A 21313-nucleotide genomic window follows, 5' to 3' on the forward strand; every position below is an offset into this window, starting at 1 on the left:
CACATAAAACATTACGGACGCGACCGGTCGCGTCCGATTCCGTTACCGAGTCCTGATAGGAATTCATCCGCGTTCCCTACCGCCTATCCCCCATGTCGCTCCGTGAATCGCTCCCGAAGCGCGTCGAGACCGGCAGACACAGTGGTTCCTCCGCTGAACTCGATCTCGAAGAAGCCGGGCGGGGCGTTCTCCTGCAGCGTCACCGACGCGACGAGGTCCGTCTGTCGCCGGCAGAACGTCGTCAGCGGTTCAAGCACCTCACGGCGTCCCACCGCGTCAGGGAGCCGCTCGGTCTGGCACTCGACGGCGCCGTTCCCCCCCCGGCCGTCGAGCTCCCGAAGCACGAAGAGGATCTCGTCCGCGACCGCGTCCGGCGTGAGCTGTTCGCGGTCCCCGGTCTCCTCTCGCTCCGTCCCGCTCGCCGATCCGGCCGACGAGGAGACGCCGGACGCTTCGCGGCCGGGACTGGACACCTTCTCGCCGGACCGCGAGGACCCCTCACCGCCGGACCGCGAGGGACCGCGATCTCCGGACCGGGAGGGACCACCGGTGACGACGAGTTCGTCACCGTCGAGCTCGACACCGACGGCGTACTGCCGGTCGAGGATGGGAACGAGGTCGGCGACGAACTCGTCGGCCACGCCGTCCGGAACGCCGACGCGGCCGCTCCCGTGATCGATCGTCCCAGTGACCCCGCCGAGGAAGTCGACGGCCATCAGCAGGTCGTCGCCGGTCCGCTCGGCGTCGCGGACCGCCCGGTCGGCGTCGTCGAACGCGCAGGCGTGGAGCGATCGGTCCGCAGCATCGAGTCGACGCTCGATGTCGACGACACCGGGAAGCGCCTCGTGGCGACCGTCGACGACGAACTCCCGCACCCGGTCGGCGAAGACGCCGTCGAAGCGATCGGTCATCTCTCTGATGTCCGCGAGCGTGCGCTCCGCCTCGCGCCGCTCGTCGAGGTACGACTCCTCTCGGCGGCGAACGTGCGACTCGACGTCGCGACAGTGGTCGTTGACCGCCGCGACGACCCGAGCGACCTCGTGGAGGTCGCGGTCGTCGAGCGCGTCGCGGACGGTTCCCTCCAAGTCCGCCACGTGGACCGTCTCGCCCCCGGGCGGGACCGTCAGTTCTCGGAACCGACTCGGCAGGTTCACCACGTCGTAGGCCCCGCCCAGCGACGAGGTCACGGTCGGGTCGAACCGCCCCTCGTCGAGGGCGTCTTCGACCGCCTGTCGGAGGTCCCGCTCCATCGCGTCGACCGCGCTCGGCGCCGCGTTCCGATCAAGCGGGAGCCGGTCGCGGATCCGTCCGACCGCATCCGGCGCGACCGGTTCGAGCCGGTCGAGAGCGCGCTCGCCGATCCGATCGTCGAACGCCGCGCTCGCGCCGCCCGCGTTCGGTCCGGTTACTCCGTCTTCTGTCGCGCCGCCGACACCGCTCGAGGGGGATGATCCGGGAGAAGGTTCCGACGGCTCGCCGGACGCATCCCCGTTCCGGCGGCGGTACGCGAGCGCTCCGACCGCAGCGACGAGAAGCACCGCGACGCCGCCGACGGCGAGTAGTAGGGTCGTCCCGAACCCGCCTGCAACGCCGACGACGCCCCCGACGCCGTCGAGGGGGACCGCAGTCGCCCCCGGTTCGGCAGCCAGCTCGGTCCGCCCGGCGATCGCCGACCGGACTCCCTCGAAGCGGTCCACGTCCATACGAGCCATGTGTACCTGACGGGGGTAAAGACCTGTCGTCCGCGCGAGAGGACCGTCGGCGAGCGATCCGAATTGCTACCTTTCCCCGCGTTCTGCGTCCAGACATGGACCGTTTCCAGAACACGGGACAGCCGGACTGGGACTGGTGGGGACGGGTGTGGCCGACGCCGGGCGCAACCCTCCGGCGGCTCGGGCTCCGCCACGGGGACCGCGTCGCCGAGATCGGCAGCGGGAACGGCTACTTCGCGCTGCCCGCGGCGCGGATCGCCGACCCGGCGACGGTGTACGCCGTCGACGTCGACGGGTCGCTTCTCGCCGAGCTCGACGCGTTCGCGGCGGATCAGGGGATCGGAAACGTCACGACCGTCGAGGGGGACGCGCGAGCCCTCCCGGATCTCCTCCCTGAGCCCGTCGATTTCGCGCTGCTTGCGAACGCGTTCCACGGTATCGAGGACCGCGCTGCGTTCGTCGAGGCCGTCGCCGCCGCACTGACCGTCGACGGCCGGTTCGCCGTGGTGAACTGGCGCGACTCGCCGCGCGAGGAGACGACGATCGACGGCGAGCCCCGGGGGCCGCCCACCGCCCTGCGCCTCTCGCCGGAGGCGACCCGGCGGGCCGTCGAAGACGCGAGCGCTCTGCGCCTCGCGCAGGAGGCCGATCTCCCGCCGTACCACTACGGGCTCGTCTTCGAGCGCTGAGGGGGAAGCGTCAGTCCAGCGCCGCCAGCGCCTCCGCCGCCTCGCGGGCCGCCTTCAGGTGGTCGCGGGCGCGCCGCGGATCGTTCGTCTCCTCGGCCGCGCGGGCGAACCGCGCCAGCGTCCGCGTCAGCGACGCGCGGGCGTCGGCGACGGTCCCCGATCCGGCGGGCTCGGTCGACCGGGGCGTCGTCGGCTCGTCACGCGACCCCTCGGGATTCGACGGTGCCGATCCAGCCGCGTTCTGAACCGTCGCGGTCGGATCTGTCGCGGTCGGATCTGTCGCGGTCGGATCTGTCGCGTTCTGACTCGCATTTTCGGGAGGGGCCCGTCCCGCGGCCGACGCACGCCGTGTGTCTCCTTGCAGTCGGTTCTCGTCCCCACTCGCGGCCTGCGCGTCCTCTCGCGGCGTGTTCCGTGCCTCCCCCTGCGCCGCCGTCTCCGCGGCTTCCTGCGAGCCACCCCGTGCCGCGTCTCCCGAACCGGTCGCCTGACACGTCGGACAGAACTCCTGTCCGTCGTGCCGGAAGATGGGATCGCCGCAGTCGTCGCAGTGGCGGTTCGTCATCGTTGCGCCCTGCAACAGCAGCTCGGACATCCGCTGGGTGTGTTCGCGCTCCTGTTCGTCCTCCGCGAACTTCTCGCGGAGCTTCTCGCGTTCGGCCTCTTTGTCGAACCCGTCGCTCATACGCGGACGAACGTGACTCACGAGCAAAAGTCCGGTGGGCTCGGAACGGGTCGGGTCTGGCGGAGCGGGTCGGGTCTGGCGGAGCCAGACGGACCGACAGAGGGGACCCTACTCCTCGGTCTTCGTGCGGTCGTCGGGGTCGAGTTCGCCGCGGTGGATCTTCGAGCCGTCCTGCGCGACCTGCCGACCGAGCACCGCGCACTTCACGCGCATCGGGGAGATGTCGACGCCGAGCATCTCGGTGACGTCATCGGTGTCGAGTTCGTCGAGCTCCTCGATCGACATCCCGTGGAGCCGCTCGGAGAGCATGCTCGCCGAGGCCATCGAGATCGCGCAGCCGTCGCCGGTGAACCGCACCGCGTCGATCGTCTCGCCCGCGTCGTCGAGGGCGACCTGCATCCGGATCGTGTCGCCGCAGGAGGGGTTCTCGCCGACGTGGGTGAAGTCGGGGTCCTCGAGTTCCCCGTAGTTGCGCGGGTTCTTGTAGTGGTCGAGGATCTGCTGCCGGTACATATCCGAGCCCAGTCCCATATCGGTCATCGATAGGCCCGTGCGAGTCAAAAGGGTTCCGTCGCTCGGAGGAGCGGAGCCGTTTCAGGGCGGAGACGAGGGACATCTCAGGGCGGAGACGGGGGACATCTCAGGACGGAAACGACGTCACTCCTCCGATCGGACCGGCTTTCGGACGCCTGGCGAGTCGTCGACAGACACCGACTCTTCGGGTCCCGAGCGCCGGGAGTCGCGCTCAGCGACGAGCGTTCGGACCCGGTCGAGGATACGCTCGTATTGGCCCCGCACCGGCCGCTTCTCGAAGTACGAGTCCGCGCCGACGCCGAACGCTCGCGCCTCGATCCCCTCCTCGTGGCAGGTGGTGTGGAACACGACGGGGCGGTCCTCGCCGTCGCGGCGGAGCCGCTCGACGAGCCCCACGCCCGACCCGTCCGGCAGTCGCTGTTCGGTCACGACGCAGTCGGTGTCGTCGACCGCCGCCAGCGCCGCCTCGGCCCCGTTCACCGACCGGACCGACAGCCCGTCCGTGAAGTGCGCCGCGAACGCCGCCAGAAGCTCCGCCGACCGCGGATCGGGCTCGACGTGGAGCACGTCGATAGCGGGGGTCCCGTCGGTCGCGGAGTTCTCGCCGATCGAGCCGGTGGCGGTCGACGCGGAGCCGGGTGGCGCGGGTCCGGTCGCGGCGGCGGGGTCGGTCGACGAGTTCGATTCGAAGATTTCGGACGAAGCGGACGGGTTGTGGTCGGTCATGGTGGGAGACGAACAACGACTCGTCGGCGGAGTACAACTTGCGTTGTTATTCTTCTTCAAAACGAATATTTACTCGTGATAGTAATAATAATTGTGCGATTACCGTTGTCACGACTCACGTCGGACGACCCCACTAATGAACAGCAGCCAGCAACACCGCAACACCGCAACACACCTGATCACGCGGAGAGACAACTGCGCCACTCCGTCACCGACACAAGCACGTCTACGCGAACAGGTCGCGGGCCTCGCCGACGGCCTCGACCAGGGCGTCGATCTCCTCGACGGTGTTGTAGAGGTAGAAGGAGGCGCGCGCGGAGGCGGCGACCCCCATCTCGTCGTGGAGCGGCTGGGTGCAGTGGTCGCCGGCGCGGATGGCGACGCCGTAGTCGTTGAGGATGCTGGAGAGGTCGTGGGCGTGGACGCCCTCGACGTTGAACGCGACGAGGCCGCCGCGGTCGTGGCCCGGCGGGCCGTAGATCTCCACGCCGCCGAGGTCGGTCAGCTCGTCGTACGCGTACTCCGCCAGCAGGTCCTCGTGAGCCTGCACGTTGTCCATGCCGATCTCCTCCAGATACTCGATCGCGGCCGCGAAGGCGATCCCCTGCGCGATCGACGGCGTGCCGGCTTCGAACTTCCACGGCAGGTCCTCCCACGTTGAGTCCTCGAAGGAGACGCGCCGGATCATGTCGCCGCCGTAGAGGTACGGTCCCATCTCGTCGAGGATCTCCTCGCGGCCGTACAGCGCCCCGATACCGGTCGGGCCGCACATCTTGTGGCCGGAGAAGGCGAGGAAGTCGACGCCCAGATCCCCGACGTCGACCGGGCGGGTCGGGACCGACTGCGCGCCGTCGGCGAAGACGTACGCGTCGTGGTCGTGGGCCATCGCCGAGATCTCCGGGATCGGGTTGACGGTGCCCAGCGTGTTCGAGACGTGGACGACCGACACCATCTGCGTGTCGTCGTCGATCAGGCTTGCGGCGTGCTCCATGTCGAGCCGGCCCTCGTCGGTCACCTCGATGAACCGCACGTCTGCGCCGGTGCGCTTGCCGATCTGCTGCCACGTCACCAGCGACGAGTGGTGCTCCATCTGCGAGAGGACGACGTTGTCGCCCGGCCCGAGCTCCTCGAGCCCCCACGCGTACGCGACGAGGTTCATCGCCTCGGTGGTGTTTTTCGTGAAGACGATCTCCTCGCGGCCCGACGCGCCGACGAAGTCGGCGACGGTGTCGTGCGCCTGCTCGTAGGCGACGGAGGCCTCCTGGCTCAGCTGGTGGATCCCGCGGTGGACGTTGGCGTTGTAACCGCGGTAGTAGTCCGCGATCGTGTCGACGACGGGGTCCGGCGTGTGCGAGGTCGCCGCGCTGTCGAGGTAGACGAGCGGGGTGTCGTCGCCCGGACCTTCGCCCGGCGACTCCGGATCGCCGCCGACCTTCCGATCGAGGATCGGGAAGTCGGCGCGGACGGCCTCGACGTCGAACGGGTACTGTTCCTGAACTCCCATTACCCGGATCTGGGCCCCGAACACTAACACACCTTCGGTCCGGTACGTGTTGCCAGTGTCTCTGATCCGGACGATCGCGTACGACGTGTTTCTGCGACGGCGTGGCGAACACTCACAAAGCCCCAGCCTCGTCGGCCGGCCGGAGCAACGCGGAGGCCGGTCGACTCCCTCGCGCGGTGCCGTTCGCGGCCGCCTCGGCGACCGCTCACGGGCACGCGCCATCGCCGTTCTTTATAAGCATACACGGTCCCGATCCCGCGTTTCGCCGGTGCGCCACCGTCACGGCCGAACTAGTGCGCTTTTGAACGCGGGGGGCCTCGATCCGGGTATGACCGATACGCTCAGGCTCGCCACGCGCGGCTCGGACCTGGCCCTCCGGCAGGCCGGAACCGTCCGCGACGCCCTGTCGAGCCGCCGCCGCGACGTGGAGATCCGGCGCGTCGAGACCCGCGGCGACCAGATCCCCGACGAGCTGATCCACCGCCTCGGCAAGACGGGCGCCTTCGTCCGCGCGCTCGACGAGGAGGTGCTCGACGGCGACGCCGACCTCGCCGTCCACTCGCTGAAGGACGTGCCCACCGAGGGGATGGACGACGTGGTCATCGCCGGCGTCCCCGAGCGCGCTCCCTCCGGCGACGTGGTCGTCCACCCCGACGGCCTCGGCATCGAGGACCTCCCGTCGGGCTCCGTCGTCGGGACCGGATCGCTCCGCCGGACCGCCCAGATCAAGGCCGCGCGGCCGGACCTGGTGGTCGAGCCCCTCCGCGGCAACGTCGACACCCGGATCGAGAAGCTGCTCGCGCCGGGTCTGCAGGCGGAACACGAGCGGCGGCTGATCGCCTCGGGCGAGGCGCGCGCGGCGACCGCCGACGAGGGCGGCGAGGAGAGCGACGGCGAGGGCGGCGAGAACGGAGCCGACGAGCCGAACTGGGACGCGCTCAGCGACGACGAGGGCGACACCGGAGAAGGTGACGAGGTCGACGATGAGTTCGACCGGACCGTCGAGGAGTGGTTCGACTCGCTCTCGGACCTCGAGCGGTCGGCGATGGAGCGGAAAGTCGAGACGGAGTACGACGCCATCGTACTCGCGGAGGCCGGGCTCCGGCGCTCGGAGCTGTTCTACGAGGTGCCCACGACCCGGCTCCCCCGCGAGGAGTTCGTCCCCGCGGCCGGGCAGGGCGCCATCGCCGTCACCGCGACCGACCCGGACGTGATCGAGGACGTGCGCTCCGCGGTCGACCACCCGCGGACCCGGGTGGCCGTCACCGTCGAGCGGACGATCCTCGGCGAACTCAACGGGGGCTGTGTCGCCCCGATCGGCGTCTCGGCGCTCGTGCAGGGCGAGCACGTCCACACCCGCGTCCGCGTGCTCTCGACCGACGGCACGGAGGAGGTGGCCGACACCCGCGACCTCCCGATCCGATCGCACGCGAAGGCCGCCGAGGAGTTCGCGGCCGACTTGGCGGATCGAGGCGCCGCCGACCTGATCGAGGCGGCGCGAGAGGAGACCGAGGCCGACGAGGGGACCCGAGAAGAGGCGGACGATGAGTGAGGCGGACGGCGCGTCGGAGGACGACGCGGGCACCGTCTACCTCGTCGGCTCCGGCCCGGGCGACCCGGACCTCATGACGGTGAGGGCCGCCGAGCTGATCGAGTCGGCCGACGTGGTGCTCCACGACAAGCTCCCCGGCCCGGAGATCCTCGGGCGGATCCCCGAGGAGAAACGCGAGGACGTGGGGAAGCGCGCCGGCGGCGAGTGGACCCCGCAGGAGTACACGAACCGGCGCCTCGTCGAACTGGCGCGGGAGGGGAAGTCGGTCGTCCGCCTGAAGGGCGGCGACCCGTTCGTCTTCGGGCGCGGCGGCGAGGAGGCCGAACACCTCGCCGAAGAGGGAATTCCCTTCGAGGTCGTCCCCGGCGTCACCTCCGCGATCGCGGGCCCCGCGGTCGCCGGGATCCCGGTGACCCACCGCGACCACGCCTCCTCCGTCTCCTTCGTCACGGGCCACGAGGACCCGACGAAGGCGGAGTCGGCGATCGACTGGGACGCGCTCGCCGCGACCGGCGGCACCATCGTCGTGCTGATGGGAGTCGGGAAGCTCCCAGCGTACACCGCCGAACTCCGCGACGCCGGGCTGGGCGGCGACACCCCGGTCGCGCTGGTCGAGCGCGCGACGTGGCCCGACATGCGCGTCGCCACCGGCACCCTCGACACCATCGTCGACGCGCGCGACGAGGCGGGGATCGAGCCGCCCGCGATCACCGTGATCGGCGACGTGGCCGCGACGCGCGACCGAGTCGTCGAGTTCCTCCGGAACGACGGCGAGCGAGGTGACGAGGCATGAGCGACGAATCCGTCAGCGCGACCGACGGCCCCGACGGTGCGACCGACGACCCCGACGCCCCCCGCGTCGCCGTCTTCCGCCCCGCCGACGAGCGGATCGATGACGCGGAGGAACTGTTGGCGTCGCTCGGCGCCGACCCGGTCGCCGACCCGATGCTCGCGGTCGACGCGACGGGTGCGACCCCCGAGTCGGCGCCGTACGTCGTCCTCACGAGCAAGACGGGCGTCGAACTCGCCGCCGAGGCGGGTTGGGCGCCGGGCGACGCGACCCTCGTCGCCATCGGCCCCGCGACCGCCGACGCGGCCCGCGAGGCGGGCTGGACCGTCGACCTCGTCCCGGACGAGTACACCTCAACCGGGCTGGTGGCGGCGCTGGAAGGCCGCGTCGACGGCGAGCGCGTCGAGGTGGCGCGCTCGGACCACGGCAGCGACGTGCTTTTGGAGGGGCTCCGCGAGGCCGACGCGACCGTGACCGAGACGGTGTTGTACCGGCTGACGCGCCCGAAAGGGGCCGGGAAGTCCGCGGAGTTGGCCGCCGCGGGCGACCTCGACGCCGCCGCGTTCACCTCGTCGCTCACGGTGACCCACTTCCTCGACGCCGCGGCGGATCGGGGGATCCGCGAGGCGGCGATCGCGGGGCTGAACGACGCGGTCGTGGGCGCGATCGGACCGCCGACCGCGGAGACGGCCGCCGAACACGGGATCGACGTCGACGTGGTCCCCGACGACGCCGACTTCGAAGCGCTCGCGCGGGCCGTGGCCGAGGCGACCGACGGAGACCGGGACGCCGGCCACGGCGAAGCCAAGGATGGGGCGGCGGAGCGCCGTCGATAGCGACTGGTACTTATAAACGGACGCCGGGCGCTGGCGGGCGGCGACGGACGGAAGAGCGGCGATCGGGCAGCCGGATCGTCGAGCGCGTCTCGGTACGACGGTAGGTCTCACGACCGATACCGCGGCGGAGTTTGAGTATCGGAGCGGAGGATGAGACGAGCAGCCCGCGTTTGAGGAGAGTTTGCGCACGATCCGAGATACACCTGAATCCTCGGAGATTATCATATGAGATATTTCACCCCGTGCATTTATCAGCCGACAGGTGAGAAGAGATAGCATGGGACCGAGCGAGCGATGGTCGATCCGGGTCGACGACGAGGTACTCGTCGTCGAGTTCCCGCATGGGACGGGGCTCTCCCCGTCGGACGGCGAGGCGCTCCTCGACCGATGGCAGGCGCTCATGACCGAACGACGGGTGGACGCCGTCGTGCTCATCGTGCGGACGACGCGCCCCTGCTCGGATGCCGGCCGGCAGACGCTCCGGCTCGCGGCGCGGGCCGCGGCCGACCGCGGCGTATCGCGGTTCGCTGTGGTCGCAGAGCGCCCCAAACGGCAGTACCTCGAACGGACGATGGACGTGGACGGGATCGACGCCGAGCCGTTCAACGACGCCGCGACCGCGATGCGGTGGGCGAAGTGCCCGTCGGAGCCGGCGGCGTCCGTCGCCACCGAGTGAGCGCGGCGGCGCCGTCGCTGGCGTTCGCGTATGTTCTCGACGTAACTGCGGCCGCCGTTACCGCCCGCTCTCGACCGCGACGTACATGTCCGTCGCGAGCCGCTCGGCGCGGTCGGCGTCGGCCGACTCGGCGTAGACGCGGATCTTCGGCTCGGTGCCGGAGGGGCGCACGAGCACCCACGCGTCCCCGTAGTCGAGCCGGTAACCGTCGGTGGTGTTCGGCTCCGCGTCCGCGGTCTCGACGTAGGCACGCGCAGCCGACAGCATCTCGTCGCGCTCGTCGTCGTCCGCGTACTCGACGTTTCGCCGCACGAAGTGGTAGTCGGTGTACGGTGCGACGACCTCGCTGACGGGCGTCCCGTCCGCGTCCGCGAGCAGTTCGAGGAAGCGCGCGCCGATGTAGGCGCCGTCCCGCGAGAGCCGGTACGGCGGGAAGAACAACCCGCCGTTCCCCTCGCCGGCGATGGGGACGTTCGTCCCCTCCTCGTGGAGTTCGCGGGTCCGCGTGATGATGTTGGTCGCCCCGATGGGAGTGAGTTCGAGGTCGGCGTCGTTGGCGTCGCAGACGTCGACGAGCCGCTGTGAGACGTTCACCGCGCTGACGACGGCGTCACCGGGTTCGAGGCAGGCGTCTGCCATCGCCGCGAACGAGGTGTCGCCGTCGACGAACGCGCCGTTCTCGTCGACGAACACCGCCCGGTCAGCGTCGCCGTCGTGGGCGATCCCCACGTCGGCATCGGTGGTCGCGACGAGCCGTTGGAGATCGCCGAGGTTCTCCGGGACGGGCTCCGAGTCCCGTCCGGGGAAGTGGCCGTCGGGCGTCGCGTTCACGGTCAGCACCTCGCAGCCGAGCTCGCGGTAGATCCGCGGCGACGACACCGACGCGGCGCCGTGGCCGGGATCGACCGCGACCGTGAGGTCCGCGTCGGCGATCGCCTCGCGGTCGACCGCGTCGATCAGCTGGTCGACGTAGTCGTCGACCGCGCCCTCGGCCCGGGTCGTGGCGCCCGCGTTCCGCCAGTCCGCGTGGTCGTAGTCGTCGTCGAGGACGCGGCGCTCGACCCGTTCGAGCACGTCGACCGACAGCTCAACGCCGTCGGCGCCGACGAGCTTGATCCCGTTGAACTCCGGCGGGTTGTGCGAGGCGGTGACGAGCACGCAGGGGACGCCGGCCGACTCGCAGTAGTTGCCGACCGCGGGCGTCGGAACGACGCCGAGTCGGTCGACGTCGCAGCCGACCGCGGCGAGCCCGCTCGCGGCGGCGTTGGCGAACAGCTCGCCGGTGGTGCGGGTGTCGCGAGCGACGGCGACCCGGTCGGCGTCCCAGGTCGTGCCGGCGGCCTTCGCGATGTCGAGGACGAGCTCCGGCGTGAGGTACCGGAGCGCGACTCCGCGAATGCCGCTGGATCCGAACAGCTCCATGGCGGTTATGCGCCGGCCGACGGGAAAGCGGTTCCGAACCGGGGCGGAAGCGAGACGGGCTGACACGGTCGTCGCCGACGCGTGCGGTTCAAGCCGGCCGCGCTCCAACAGACCGACATGGAGCGCACGCGACGCGATCTGTTGGCGACGAGCGCGGCGACCCTCACCGCCGCCGGAGGAGTCGGCGTCGCCGGGTGTCTCGACTTCGCCGCGGGCGACGGCCCGCAGGGTCCCGAGGGAGTCCCGGAGACGCTGACCTGCGAGGACGACGCGTTCGTCCGGCTGACGGCCCCCTTCGACGAGCCGGTCGAGGGGACCATCGTCGACGCCGCGGGGACGCGGTTCGAGCTGGCGACGGAGGGTAACGCCGAGACGTACGGTCAGTCGATGCGGCTCGTGTTCCGTAACACCGGCGATGAGCCGGCGACGGTCCTCGGCAAGCACGCCTACTCGTTCCAGCGCGAGACCGGGGAGGGATGGCTCGACGTCCGCGGGTCGGCCGCGGGCGAGACGGTCGAACTCCCCAGAGCCGAGGAGACGCTCGACCCGAGCGGCGCGTACATCTGGTCGATCGACCTCGAGGAGACGGCGATCGCGTCGGCCGTTCCCGACCGAGATCTGGCGGTGTGCCCGCCGCTCGGGGACGGCACGTATCGGTTCGTCTACTGGGGGATCCCGGACGGCCCGCCGCTGGGCGCCGAGTTCGAGCTAGTAGGGTGATCAGGGGAAGTAGTCCGATCCGGGTGTAGTCAGTACGGACACGACGGCGATCGATAGCGGGAGTGAGTGTTGCAGATCGGTGGCGGTGATGACGTATTTAAACGACTGTGAGCGACAGCGACGATCGCTTATAAATGGGTCTGCGGTGGCGCGCGCCCGTGAGCGGCCGACAGGCCGCGAACGGCGCCGCGCGAGGGAGTCGGCCGGCGCTTATAAGTGCCGGCCGACGAGGCTGGGGAGGCGTGAGGCTGCGGTTGCGGTGCGGGAGGACTCAAAGGGGCAGTCGCGAGGGCGAAGCACGCCGCAGTAAGCACCGCAGCGAGGGAGCGCTAGCGACTGAGCGAGGAGCACAACAAGGCGCGCGAGCCCTCGCGGCTGGGGCTTTGGAGACCCTCACCGCAAAGCCGTCGATCGCTTATAAACAGCCGACAGCAACACCGTGACCCGACTTATAAACGACCAATCAACTGCACCGATATACGTACTCCCGTTATCGATCAAGAAGCAAGCCTCAGCGACGGGTATTTCGGACGAAAAGCCGTCCAAAGGATCGGATTTCAACGAGGCCAAAAAGCGGAAACGGAAATCGACGACGAGACGTCGCTACGGGAGGGCTACTGGTTCAGCACGCTCGACCACTGGCTGGTGTACGTCGCCTGCGCCGGCTCGAAGGAGACGCGCTCCGTGATCGTCCCGTCGTTGTCCTCGAAGGCGGCCACGTACTGCTCCTCGAGCGACTGGCCGTAGGCGTCGTTGAGGTACAGCGTCCCCGAGGACTCGGCGCCGACCGTGTCGCCCATCGCGAGCTCGGCCATCGCCGGGCCCTGCAGGAGGTCGGACGGCGCGGTCCGGAAGACGTAGCCGTTGTCGTCCAGGTCGGTCACGTCCGGGCTGGTCGAGGACGGCGAGATGCCGACGACGCCGTTCGGGATGTACACCTGGTCGGCCACCTGAAGGTTCACGTTCGAGGAGGCCGGTCCGACGACGGCGCCGTAGCCGGCGTCGACGAGCGCGTTCGCGCCCGAGATCCCCGCCTGCGGGTCGGTCTGGGTGTCCTCGACGCGGGTGTCGACCGTGACGTTCAGGCCGGCGTCGTTGACTTGAGTCGCCGCGAGCAGCGCGCCGTCGCGAATCGGGCCACCGAGCGGGCCGAGGTCACCGGTCTCGGGCATCAGCACGCCGATCTTCGCCTCGAACTCGTCGACGCCGACGGGGTCCGCCGCCGTCGCGTTCAGGTCCTCGTCCGAGAGCTCGTTGCCGAACTCCAGGGTGTCGAGCGTGACGATCTCGCCGTCCTGGAAGTCTTGGACGTCGTACGCCGCGGTGGCGATGTCGCCGTTGACGTCGAAGTTGACGCTCGACGACGCCCCGACGTAGTGGACGGGATCGCCGGCGGCGACGGCCTCGACCGCCTCGGGGAGGTTCTCCGGCCCGAACTCGTCGCCGCCGGGGTTCGCGACGGTCCGGACGCGGTCGCGGATTGCCTCGCCGTTGTTCTCGCCCGCGGCGGTCGCCGCGAGGATCTCGACCGCCATCGCGTCGTACGCCTGGGCGGTGAACACGCCCGGCGCGGTGTCGTACTCCTCCTCGTACAGGCCGGTGAAGAACTCCGCGCCCGGACCGCCCGCGGACGGCGCGGTCCCGATGACGTTGTTCATGTCGTTGTCGACCTCGCCGGGGAGATCGGAGTCGATCAGCCCGTCGGGGACGACGATGTCGAGGTCGGGCACGTCGCTGGCGAAGTTGGAGTAGAAGTCGCGGAACAACTGGATGCCGGACTCCGGGAAGCCGACGACCATCACGGCGTCCGGGACCTCGCCGCCGTCGCTTCCGTCGGAGCCGTCGCTCCCGTCGGAGCCGTCACTGCCGTCGGAGCCATCGCTTCCGTCGGACCCGTCGGAGCTGTCCTCGCCGTCGCCGCCGTCGCCGCTCTCGGTCGAGCAGCCGGCGAGTGCCGCGACGCCGGCCACTCCGGCGCCTTTGAGTACGTCGCGTCGCTGTATCCTTCGTGTCATTCTGTTACGCAATACCATACGTGAGTTTATAAGTGTATCCACGCCCACAAAAACCACAGCACTCAGGTCGACGACGACTTCGGGGAGCGTAACCCGTTCGAGACGCCGCGTGTCGGCGTCTGCGTCGATCGACGGTCGCGACGAAATCGCCGTTAATCATCGATATCAGTCATGTCTCGCGGGCGGGTGTGAGAGCTAGTACCCCTGCGCGTTCCCGTCCTTCCGCGGCTCGGTCGCCGCCGAGAGGACGCCGTCCCGAGCCCGCGCGATCTGGGCGCCGCCGAACACGGTCGGCGGGAGGGTTCGCACGTCGTGGCCCTTCCGGGAGAGTTTCGCGGCGATCGACCCGTCAGTCTGGGGTTCGAGCGCCAACTCCCCGCTCTCACGGTAGCGCCACCGCGGCTCGTCGAGCGCGCGCTGGAGCGGCATCCCGTAGTCGACGAGGTTCGAGACCACCTGCACGTGCCCCTGCGGCTGCATGTACCCGCCCATCACGCCGAACGCGGCCCAGTCGTCCTCGTCGAACCGGATGAGCCCGGGAATCAGGGTGTGGAACGGACGCTTTCCCGGTTCGAGATGGTTCGGGTGGTCCGGGTCGAGCGAGAACGACGCGCCGCGGTTCTGGAGGGCGATCCCCGTCTCGCCCGCGACGAGCCCGGAGCCGAACCCGGCGAACCGCGAGTTGATGTACGAGACGACGTTCCCCTCGTCGTCGGCGACCGTCAGCAGGACGGTGTCGGCGTCCTCCGCGTTGGCGTCGGAGACGCCGAAGCTCACGTCGTGGTTGGCCGTCTCGCCGACCTCGGTCGCCCGGCGCTCCGCCCAGTCCGCGGACGCGAGCGGCGGGACCTCCTCGTAGGCCGGATCGGTGATGTAGCGATGGCCGTCGTGGAACGCCACCTTCAGCGCCTCCGCGAAGTAGTGGACGCGTTCGGTGGACTCGTACTCGTACTCGCCGGCCCCGACCTCGGCCGCGACGTTGAGCGCCTCCAACGCGATGAGCCCCTGGTTGTTCGGCGGGAGTTCGTACACCTCGACGCCGTTGTACGTCGTCGAGACCGGCTCCGGCCACTCCACCTCGAAGCCCGCCAAGTCGTCGACCGTCATGAACCCGCCCGCCGCCTGTACCTCCGCGGCGATGGCCTCGGCGATCTCGCCCTCGTAGACGGCGTCCGCCCCCTCCTCGGCGATCAGCTCCAGTGACTCGCCGAGCCGGGGAAGCGTCACCCGCTGACCGACCGCGGGCGACCCGCCGTCGAAGAGGTACGCCTCGCGGGCGTGATCGCTCTCGAACAGGTCCTCGCCCTGGGTCCACGCGTCCGCGATCACCTCGCTGACGGGGTACCCCTCGGTCGCGTAGCGGATCGCCGGCTGCAGGAGCCGGGCGAGATCGAACTCGCCGAACCGCTCGGCGGTCGCCTCCCACCCGCGTGCGGTCCCCGGAACCGTCACCGTCTGCGCCCCCGTCGTCGGCATCTCGACCGCGCTCGGGTCGGTCTCCTCGACGTCGTCGTCGGCCGCGATCGCCTCTCGGGCGTTCTCGATCGTCGCGTCCACGGGCGCGCCGCCGCAGGCGCGCATGGCGCCGACCTCGCCGTCGGCGGTGCGGTACAGCGCGAACACGTCGCCGCCCAGCCCCGTCGACGTCGGCTCGACGACGTTGAGCGCGGCGGCGGTCGCCACCGCGGCGTCGAACGCGTTCCCGCCGTCGCGTAACACCTCGATCCCCGCCTCGCTCGCGAGCGGCTGACTCGTGGCGACCACGCCGCGCTGCCCGTACACCGTCGACCGCCGAGAACCGAACCGGTCCACGTCTGGGTCCATGGCCACACGTTCGCCGGCACCGAGTTAAACGTCACCCGAACGGCGGGGTTTCGGAAGCAGTATTCGATGATCGGTACCGCTTAACACAGCCGGGTCCTCGGTACGCGAGACTCGCCAGACCCGCGGCAGCGGCGTCGCCGGCGCGTGGTACGTCTCGCGGCCGGGTCGGCCGCCGCCGAGAACGGCGAGGAGCGGGCGATCGACGACCGGCTTTCTGCGCCGACTTCGTCGCTGTGGGACGTCCGGAATGCGTTCGGGAGCGACGACCAGGCGAGATGCGCGACACTGCGGTGAAGGAAATCCGCAGCGCTCGCCGGAATCGAGCGCGCGAACGCCGCCATCGACGCCCCGCTGTGAGCAGCGGAATCCGCTGACGCCGTGCGATTCACCCGAGCGACGGCGCGTTCGGCGGGAGCCGACTGCCCGGCCTCCCCGACGGTCGTCGCTCAGGTCGTTCAACCACCCGTATCGCACTGATAAATCAACAGCCGCGATATCAATTGCAGATCGGGCGTCGTCACCGCTCCGTATCGCTCCGGCACCGGTCCGGGAGGCCGGAGTTCCGCGCCCTCTCTTTCCGGTGTGATACCGCTCGGTGCTCGTCGTCGAGAGCCCTGCAATCGGGGTCGTCCGCGTCGCGTGCAAGCGGAGAAATAAGCCGGCCTTACTGCTTTGGGAGCCTTCATAACTAATCGAACGGCACCGTCACTTCCGATATGGATAGTACCAGCATACCGTCGGTCGATCAGCAGCTGTTGTCGGGGATCGAAACCTCGGTGCCGCTACAGTTCTCGGGCGACTTTCTCGAACTGGCGGTGTTGTTCTTCGTCATCGCGATCGTCGCAGCGGTCCTCGGCGCGCGCGGCGTCGCCGGCCTCTCGATGACCGTCGCGAAGTGGCTCGTCATCGTCTTCCTCGTGCTGGCAGTCATCTCGATCCTGCTCTGAACGGTCGTTCTCCGTTTCTGACGGGCACATGACGAGGGCGGATCGATCGCCGACGGTTTCCGCCGGACCGGAGACGCCGGTCGCGTGACCCGCTAGTCGGGACTCCGGAGCGGAGAAACGCGTTTCTCGGTGAAAACGGCCTCGGCACTCATAGGGCTCGTCATCGCTGGTGCCGAGGCAGCTCGGAGCGGTGCATCGTCATCGGCCGGTCGCCCGTAGTCGGCTCGTCGCCTAAAAGGGTCGGGACCGCCGCCGTCAGTACCCGAGCTCTTCGTAGTCCTGCGGCTCCTCGTCCGGTCCGAGCCGGAGGAACCGGAGTTCGCGGACCCCCCGAACCGTCCGTCCGGCGTCGACCGGGGCGACGAACCGCGGCCGGCGGGCCGGCGGGAGGGGCTCGCCCTCGCGTTCGACGGCGAGCACGCCGTCAAGCGCGGTCCGGATCGGCACGCAGACGGCGTACCCGTCGGCGCCGACGCGGACATGGGTCGCCTCCGGGTCGACGTCCACGTCCGGCCGGTCGAGCAGCGCCGCCACGGGGACGCCGCGCCAGACGCCGCCCCAGCGCTCGCCGCTGGCGCACAGGAATTCCTCTTCGACGCGTTCAAGCGCGCGGTCGTCGAGCGCGTCGCAGACCACCGTTCCGTCCGCGAGCCCGCACAGCCGGACCGCGGTCCGCGCGGTCGCGTCCGGATCCCTCTCGCGTTCGCGTGGGCGCATACCCGGCGGTAGGGGGTCCGGCCTTACAAACCGGCCGCACCGTTTTCGCGAACTGGGCATCCGGAGCCGACTTCAGGGGAGCGACAGCGGTCCGGACGCACCGCTCCGGATATGACGCTCGCCGGTCGAAAAATCGGGGTGCGGCCGGTCACTCGCCGCCGTGACACGACCCCGCGTACGCGTTCCATCGGCCGGTTCCGTTCGGAATCCGCCCCGTGTCCGTCGCGTCGAACGTCGCCGCGGAGCGCGCGACCGCCTCGGCCGCGGTCGGTAGGTCGTCGCTCGCCTCGCGATCGACCGGATCTCCGCCGGTCGACGCCGTCGTTTCCGTCTCGATGCTCGTCTCGCACGTGCTCGGACCCTCGGGACCGACCGCCGCCTCCGATTCCGAGCCTGGGTCAGCCGTGTACTACGGGTGGCACGTCTCCCCCGAGGGGCGCATCCTTAATAATTGTTCATGTTTGTTCGGGCGCTGCGGGGCGGCAGGCTCGAACCGCTCGCCTACTCGAACGACTCGGGCTCGATACCGGAGAGCCGCATCGCGTTGCCGGTGACGCCGAGGCTCATTCCCATGTCGCCGACGACGACCGCGACCGCGACGCTCACCAGTCCCAGCGGCACGCCGAGCGCGAGCAGGAACTTCACGCCGAGGCTCGCCCAGACGTTCTGGCGGATAACGCCGTTGGCGGTGTGCGAGAGCGCGTACAGGTACGGGAGCTTTCCCACGTCGTCGCCCATCAATGCGATGTCGGCGGTCTCCAAGGCCGTGTCCGTCCCCGCCGCGCCCATCGCGACGCCGACCTCGGCGGTCGCCAGGGCGGGGGCGTCGTTGATCCCGTCGCCGACCATCGCCACTTCGCCGTACTCGGCCTGCAGCGACTCGACCGCGTCCACTTTCTCCTCGGGCAGGAGGTCGGACCGGTACTCGTCGACCCCCGCCTGTTCGGCGATCGCCCGCGCGGTCCCCTCGTTGTCGCCGGTCAACATCACGACGCGCTCCACGCCGAGTTCCCGGAGGCGCTCGACCGCGCGCTTCGAGTCGCGGCGAACCTCGTCGGCGACGGCGACGGCCCCGGTCAGCTCCGTCGCCGTTCCCACGAGCACCACCGTCTTCCCCTCGCGTTCCAGCGCGGCGAGGGCCCCGTCGGCGAACTCACCGGGAGCGGTGTCGGCGGCTTCCGGACCCCCCTCGGCGACGACCCCGCCGTCGGTCTCCGCCCGCGCCCGAGACAGGTCGAACCCGAGCTCCTCGAACAGCGCGGGCTTCCCGGCGTAGTACGTCTCGCCGTCGATCTCGGCGCGTATTCCCTTTCCGGTCAGGCTCTCGAACTCCGTCGGCTCGGGGAGGTCGTTCACGCCGGCCCGGTCGGCGCGGTCGAGGACCGCAGTCGCGATCGGGTGCTCGCTCCGCCGCTCCAGCGCGGCGGCCAGCCGGAGCAGCGTTCCTTCGTCGGCGTCGCCCAGCGGGAGCAGGTCCGTGACGGCCAGCTCGCCCTTCGTGAGCGTCCCGGTCTTGTCGAGGGCGACGGCGTCGACGTCGCCCATCGCTTCGAGGTGATTGCCGCCCTTGATCAGGACGCCGTTCTTCGCCGCGCTCGTGATCCCGGAGACGACGGAGACCGGCGTCGAGATGACGAACGCGCAGGGGCACGCGATCACCAGTAGCGTGAGCCCGCGGACGAACCACGTCCCCCAGTCCGCGGCGAACGTGATCCCGTAGCCGGCGACGTCGACCGCGATCGGCTCCGCGATGACCAGCGGGGGGATCGCGGCCGTCAGGATCGCCAGCACGACCACGACCGGGGTGTAGTACCCCGCGAAGCGGTCGACGAACCGCTCGGTCTCGGTCTTCTCGGCCTGCGCGCCCTGCACCAGTTCGATGATCCGCGCGAGCGTCGAGTCGCCGGCGGTCGAGGTCACATCGATCTCCAGGTACCCCTCCTCGTTGATCGCGCCCGCGAACGCCTCGTCGCCGGGGGCCTTGTCGACGGGGACGCTCTCGCCGGTGATCGGCGACTCGTCGACCGCGCTCTCGCCCTCGATCACGGTCCCGTCGAGCGGGACCTTCTCGCCCGGTCGGACGACCACGGTCTCGCCGACCGCCACGTCGTCGGCCGGAACCGTCGTCTCCGCTCCGTCGCGCCTGACGGTGGCCTCGTCCGGCGACAGCTCCATCAGCTCGCGCAGGGAGTCGCGGGCGCGGTCCATCGCGTAGTCCTCTAACAGCTCGGCGACGCTGAAGAGCACGGCGAGCGTGGCGGCCTCGACGAAGTAGCCGATCCCGGTCGCCGCGATGATCGCCGTCCCCATCAGCAGGTCGATGTCGAGGCTCCGGTTGCGCGCCGAGTAGTACCCTCCGCGGATGACGGGGGTCCCGCTCGCCGCGACCGCGCCGAGGAACAGGACGCCCGAGAGGCGGATCGGGTACCCGAGCACGCTCGCCACCGCGGGGTTCTGCCCGGTCAAGACGAACTCGAACAGCAGCCCGAGGGTCACGAGACCCGCGCCCAGCCACGTCTTCTTCGCGCGCGGCGTCGTCCAGACCTCGGCGGGGGGCGCGACGGCGACGCCGCCGGAGCCAGCGTCGGCGTCGCCGCCGTCGGTGCCACCGCCGTTCCCGTCGCCCGCCGACCGCCCGCCGGTGACCTCGTAGCCGGCGCCCTCGATCGCCGCGACCACGTCGCCCTCGTCGACGGCGTCGGGATCGTACGTCACCGTCGCCGTCCCGGCGGTCGGGTTGAGCGCGGCCTCTGTCACGCCGTCGAGGCTCCCGAGCGCGTTGTCGACCTTGCCGGCACAAGAGGGGCAGTCCATCTCGGGGACCGCGAGGCCGGCGGTCAGCTCCCGGCGCCTCCCGTCTCCGCCGGCGGGCCCGCCGCCGTCGCTCCCGCCGCTTCCGTTCGAGCCGTCTGTCATTACGCGGAGAGAGGGGCCGTATCTCGATAAGCCTTGGTTGGAGTATTCCAACTACTGCGGATCGGACGGGATAGGCGGCGCCGACTCACGTCGCCTTACTTCGCGGGCGGTCCGGCGTCGACGACTCGCCCGTCGGCGACGTGCGCCTTCGCGAGCCGCTCTTCGGCCCGGCGGAGCCGGTAAGTGAGCGTCGACCGCGGCACGTCGAGGTGGTCGGCGAGGTCGCCCACGTCGACCTCGCGCGGGGACTCGTAGTAGCCGTGTTCGACGGCGGCCCTGAGCGCGGCCTCCTGCTCGGGGCTGAGTCCGATGTCTCCCCCGTCCGCTCCCGAACCGGCGGTCGCGCCGGACGCGCTCGCCGTCTTGAGCAGTTCGGTCCGGGCGGCGTCGCCGACGGCCGCTCGGAGCGCATCGAAGAAGTCGCCCACGTCGCCCTCGCCGGAGTGAATGAGTCGCCAGGTGTAGTGGCGGCCCTCGTGGCGCGTCTCGAACAGCACGCTCTCCCCGAGGTGGTCGCGCGCGATGTGGGGCACCGACGCGCAGGCGGGCGTGGGCTCCCAGTCGGTGTACAACACCAGCGTGTCGTCGGTGTGATCGAGGACGCGGGTGGTCTGGGCCGCGCCGCAGTCCTCGGCCGCGAGACAGTCGGCGTAGTAGTCGCCGTCGAGGAAGGCGGCCTCGACGGCGTCGAGCGCGGCCGGGGTGCCGACCGCGTGGTCGACGCGCCAGAGGTGGTCGTCGGTGGCGTGCACCGACAGCGACCGGACCCGGGCGCCCGGATGGTCGGCCAGCGCGTCGGCCACCCTGTTGCGCCCCGGCTCGTACTCGAGGGCGAAGACGAGTTCGCGCATACCGGACGATAAGGGCTCGGCGGCTATTAACGGGTTGCCCGATCTGCCGCGGAAGTAGCTCGAACCCTCGTTCGCCGCCGAATCTGTGCGCGCCGTTCGACCTGATTCGCCGCGCGTAGCCGATTTGATATACCGAAGCGCGATTTATCAGTCCGGTGTCCGAACGTGTTCGGGCGCGTTTCGCGGCCGTGGGAACC

General features: G+C 70.2%; 19 protein-coding genes. 8 read left to right on the forward strand and 11 right to left on the reverse strand.

From position 1 onward, the window contains the following. Positions 1–83: 83 nt before the first annotated feature. On the reverse strand, positions 84–1703 hold the full coding sequence (locus FGL94_RS06620; protein WP_144922442.1) for a hypothetical protein: 1620 nt from the start codon (positions 1701–1703) through the stop codon (positions 84–86). Positions 1704–1807: 104 nt separating this feature from the next. Here FGL94_RS06620 and FGL94_RS06625 point away from each other — a divergent pair, with 104 nt between their 5' ends. Beyond that, positions 1808–2401: a class I SAM-dependent methyltransferase gene (locus FGL94_RS06625; RefSeq protein WP_144922445.1), complete on the forward strand. Its 594-nt coding sequence runs from the start codon at positions 1808–1810 to the stop codon at positions 2399–2401. A 10-nt stretch (positions 2402–2411) separates the two neighbouring features. Here FGL94_RS06625 and FGL94_RS06630 read toward each other — a convergent pair whose 3' ends face one another. The 4 genes from FGL94_RS06630 to FGL94_RS06645 form a co-directional block, all read right to left on the reverse strand. Then, positions 2412–3086, reverse strand: coding sequence for an Sjogren's syndrome/scleroderma autoantigen 1 family protein (locus tag FGL94_RS06630; protein ID WP_144922448.1), 675 nt, complete (start codon positions 3084–3086; stop codon positions 2412–2414). Positions 3087–3194: 108 nt separating this feature from the next. After that, positions 3195–3617, reverse strand: a complete 423-nt coding sequence (gene sufU / locus FGL94_RS06635; RefSeq protein ID WP_144922452.1) for a Fe-S cluster assembly sulfur transfer protein SufU — start codon at positions 3615–3617, stop codon at positions 3195–3197. 126 nt (positions 3618–3743) lie between these two features. Beyond that, positions 3744–4346: a response regulator gene (locus FGL94_RS06640; protein ID WP_144922455.1), complete on the reverse strand. Its 603-nt coding sequence runs from the start codon at positions 4344–4346 to the stop codon at positions 3744–3746. Positions 4347–4572: 226 nt separating this feature from the next. Beyond that, positions 4573–5850 carry an aminotransferase class V-fold PLP-dependent enzyme gene (locus FGL94_RS06645; RefSeq protein ID WP_144922458.1) on the reverse strand — a complete coding sequence of 426 codons (1278 nt, stop codon included), beginning with the start codon at positions 5848–5850 and terminating at the stop codon, positions 4573–4575. A gap of 328 nt (positions 5851–6178) precedes the next feature. Here FGL94_RS06645 and hemC point away from each other — a divergent pair, with 328 nt between their 5' ends. The 4 genes from hemC to FGL94_RS06665 all read left to right on the forward strand — a co-directional run bounded on the left by hemC (position 6179) and on the right by FGL94_RS06665 (position 9704). After that, the gene (gene hemC / locus FGL94_RS06650) at positions 6179–7402 is read left to right on the forward strand and encodes a hydroxymethylbilane synthase (protein ID WP_144922461.1); all 1224 of its coding nucleotides are present in this window, start codon (positions 6179–6181) and stop codon (positions 7400–7402) included. After that, on the forward strand, positions 7395–8195 hold the full coding sequence (cobA, locus tag FGL94_RS06655) for a uroporphyrinogen-III C-methyltransferase (protein ID WP_144922464.1): 801 nt from the start codon (positions 7395–7397) through the stop codon (positions 8193–8195). Before hemC ends, cobA begins: the two co-directional genes overlap by 8 nt. Continuing rightward, positions 8192–9028 carry a uroporphyrinogen-III synthase gene (locus FGL94_RS06660; RefSeq protein ID WP_144922467.1) on the forward strand — a complete coding sequence of 279 codons (837 nt, stop codon included), beginning with the start codon at positions 8192–8194 and terminating at the stop codon, positions 9026–9028. Before cobA ends, FGL94_RS06660 begins: the two co-directional genes overlap by 4 nt. Before the next feature lie 277 nt (positions 9029–9305). Beyond that, the gene (locus FGL94_RS06665; RefSeq protein ID WP_144922470.1) at positions 9306–9704 is read left to right on the forward strand and encodes a hypothetical protein; all 399 of its coding nucleotides are present in this window, start codon (positions 9306–9308) and stop codon (positions 9702–9704) included. A 57-nt stretch (positions 9705–9761) separates the two neighbouring features. On the opposite strand, the gene glmM is transcribed toward FGL94_RS06665, so the two are convergent. Continuing rightward, entirely contained in the window at positions 9762–11126 is a 1365-nt protein-coding gene (gene glmM / locus FGL94_RS06670; protein WP_144922473.1) for a phosphoglucosamine mutase, read from the reverse strand. Between the two features lie 117 nt (positions 11127–11243). Here glmM and FGL94_RS06675 point away from each other — a divergent pair, with 117 nt between their 5' ends. Continuing rightward, the gene (locus FGL94_RS06675; protein WP_144923735.1) at positions 11244–11846 is read left to right on the forward strand and encodes a hypothetical protein; all 603 of its coding nucleotides are present in this window, start codon (positions 11244–11246) and stop codon (positions 11844–11846) included. A 614-nt stretch (positions 11847–12460) separates the two neighbouring features. Here the strand turns inward: FGL94_RS06675 and FGL94_RS06680 are convergent. Together FGL94_RS06680 and ggt are read right to left on the reverse strand one after the other, a co-directional pair. Then, on the reverse strand, positions 12461–13861 hold the full coding sequence (locus FGL94_RS06680) for an ABC transporter substrate-binding protein (protein ID WP_144922476.1): 1401 nt from the start codon (positions 13859–13861) through the stop codon (positions 12461–12463). A gap of 195 nt (positions 13862–14056) precedes the next feature. After that, positions 14057–15685, reverse strand: a complete 1629-nt coding sequence (ggt, locus tag FGL94_RS06685; RefSeq protein WP_144922479.1) for a gamma-glutamyltransferase — start codon at positions 15683–15685, stop codon at positions 14057–14059. Between the two features lie 144 nt (positions 15686–15829). On the opposite strand from ggt, the gene FGL94_RS18230 reads away from it, so the two are divergent. Together FGL94_RS18230 and FGL94_RS06690 are read left to right on the forward strand one after the other, a co-directional pair. Next, positions 15830–15979 carry a hypothetical protein gene (locus tag FGL94_RS18230; protein WP_186313351.1) on the forward strand — a complete coding sequence of 50 codons (150 nt, stop codon included), beginning with the start codon at positions 15830–15832 and terminating at the stop codon, positions 15977–15979. Positions 15980–16401: 422 nt separating this feature from the next. Then, the gene (locus tag FGL94_RS06690; protein ID WP_144922481.1) at positions 16402–16632 is read left to right on the forward strand and encodes a DUF1328 domain-containing protein; all 231 of its coding nucleotides are present in this window, start codon (positions 16402–16404) and stop codon (positions 16630–16632) included. A gap of 255 nt (positions 16633–16887) precedes the next feature. Here FGL94_RS06690 and FGL94_RS06695 read toward each other — a convergent pair whose 3' ends face one another. From FGL94_RS06695 to FGL94_RS06705, 3 genes are all read right to left on the reverse strand, one after another. Further along, the gene (locus FGL94_RS06695) at positions 16888–17349 is read right to left on the reverse strand and encodes a molybdopterin-dependent oxidoreductase (RefSeq protein WP_144922484.1); all 462 of its coding nucleotides are present in this window, start codon (positions 17347–17349) and stop codon (positions 16888–16890) included. Positions 17350–17850: 501 nt separating this feature from the next. Further along, a complete protein-coding gene (locus FGL94_RS06700) occupies positions 17851–20265 on the reverse strand; it encodes a heavy metal translocating P-type ATPase (RefSeq protein WP_144922487.1) in 2415 nt (804 codons plus the stop codon). A gap of 95 nt (positions 20266–20360) precedes the next feature. Beyond that, the gene (locus tag FGL94_RS06705; protein ID WP_144922490.1) at positions 20361–21116 is read right to left on the reverse strand and encodes a helix-turn-helix domain-containing protein; all 756 of its coding nucleotides are present in this window, start codon (positions 21114–21116) and stop codon (positions 20361–20363) included. Between the last annotated feature and the right edge of the window lie 197 nt (positions 21117–21313).

It is taken from the genome of Halorubrum salsamenti, assembly GCF_007671685.1.
GTDB classification, from domain to species: domain Archaea; phylum Halobacteriota; class Halobacteria; order Halobacteriales; family Haloferacaceae; genus Halorubrum; species Halorubrum salsamenti.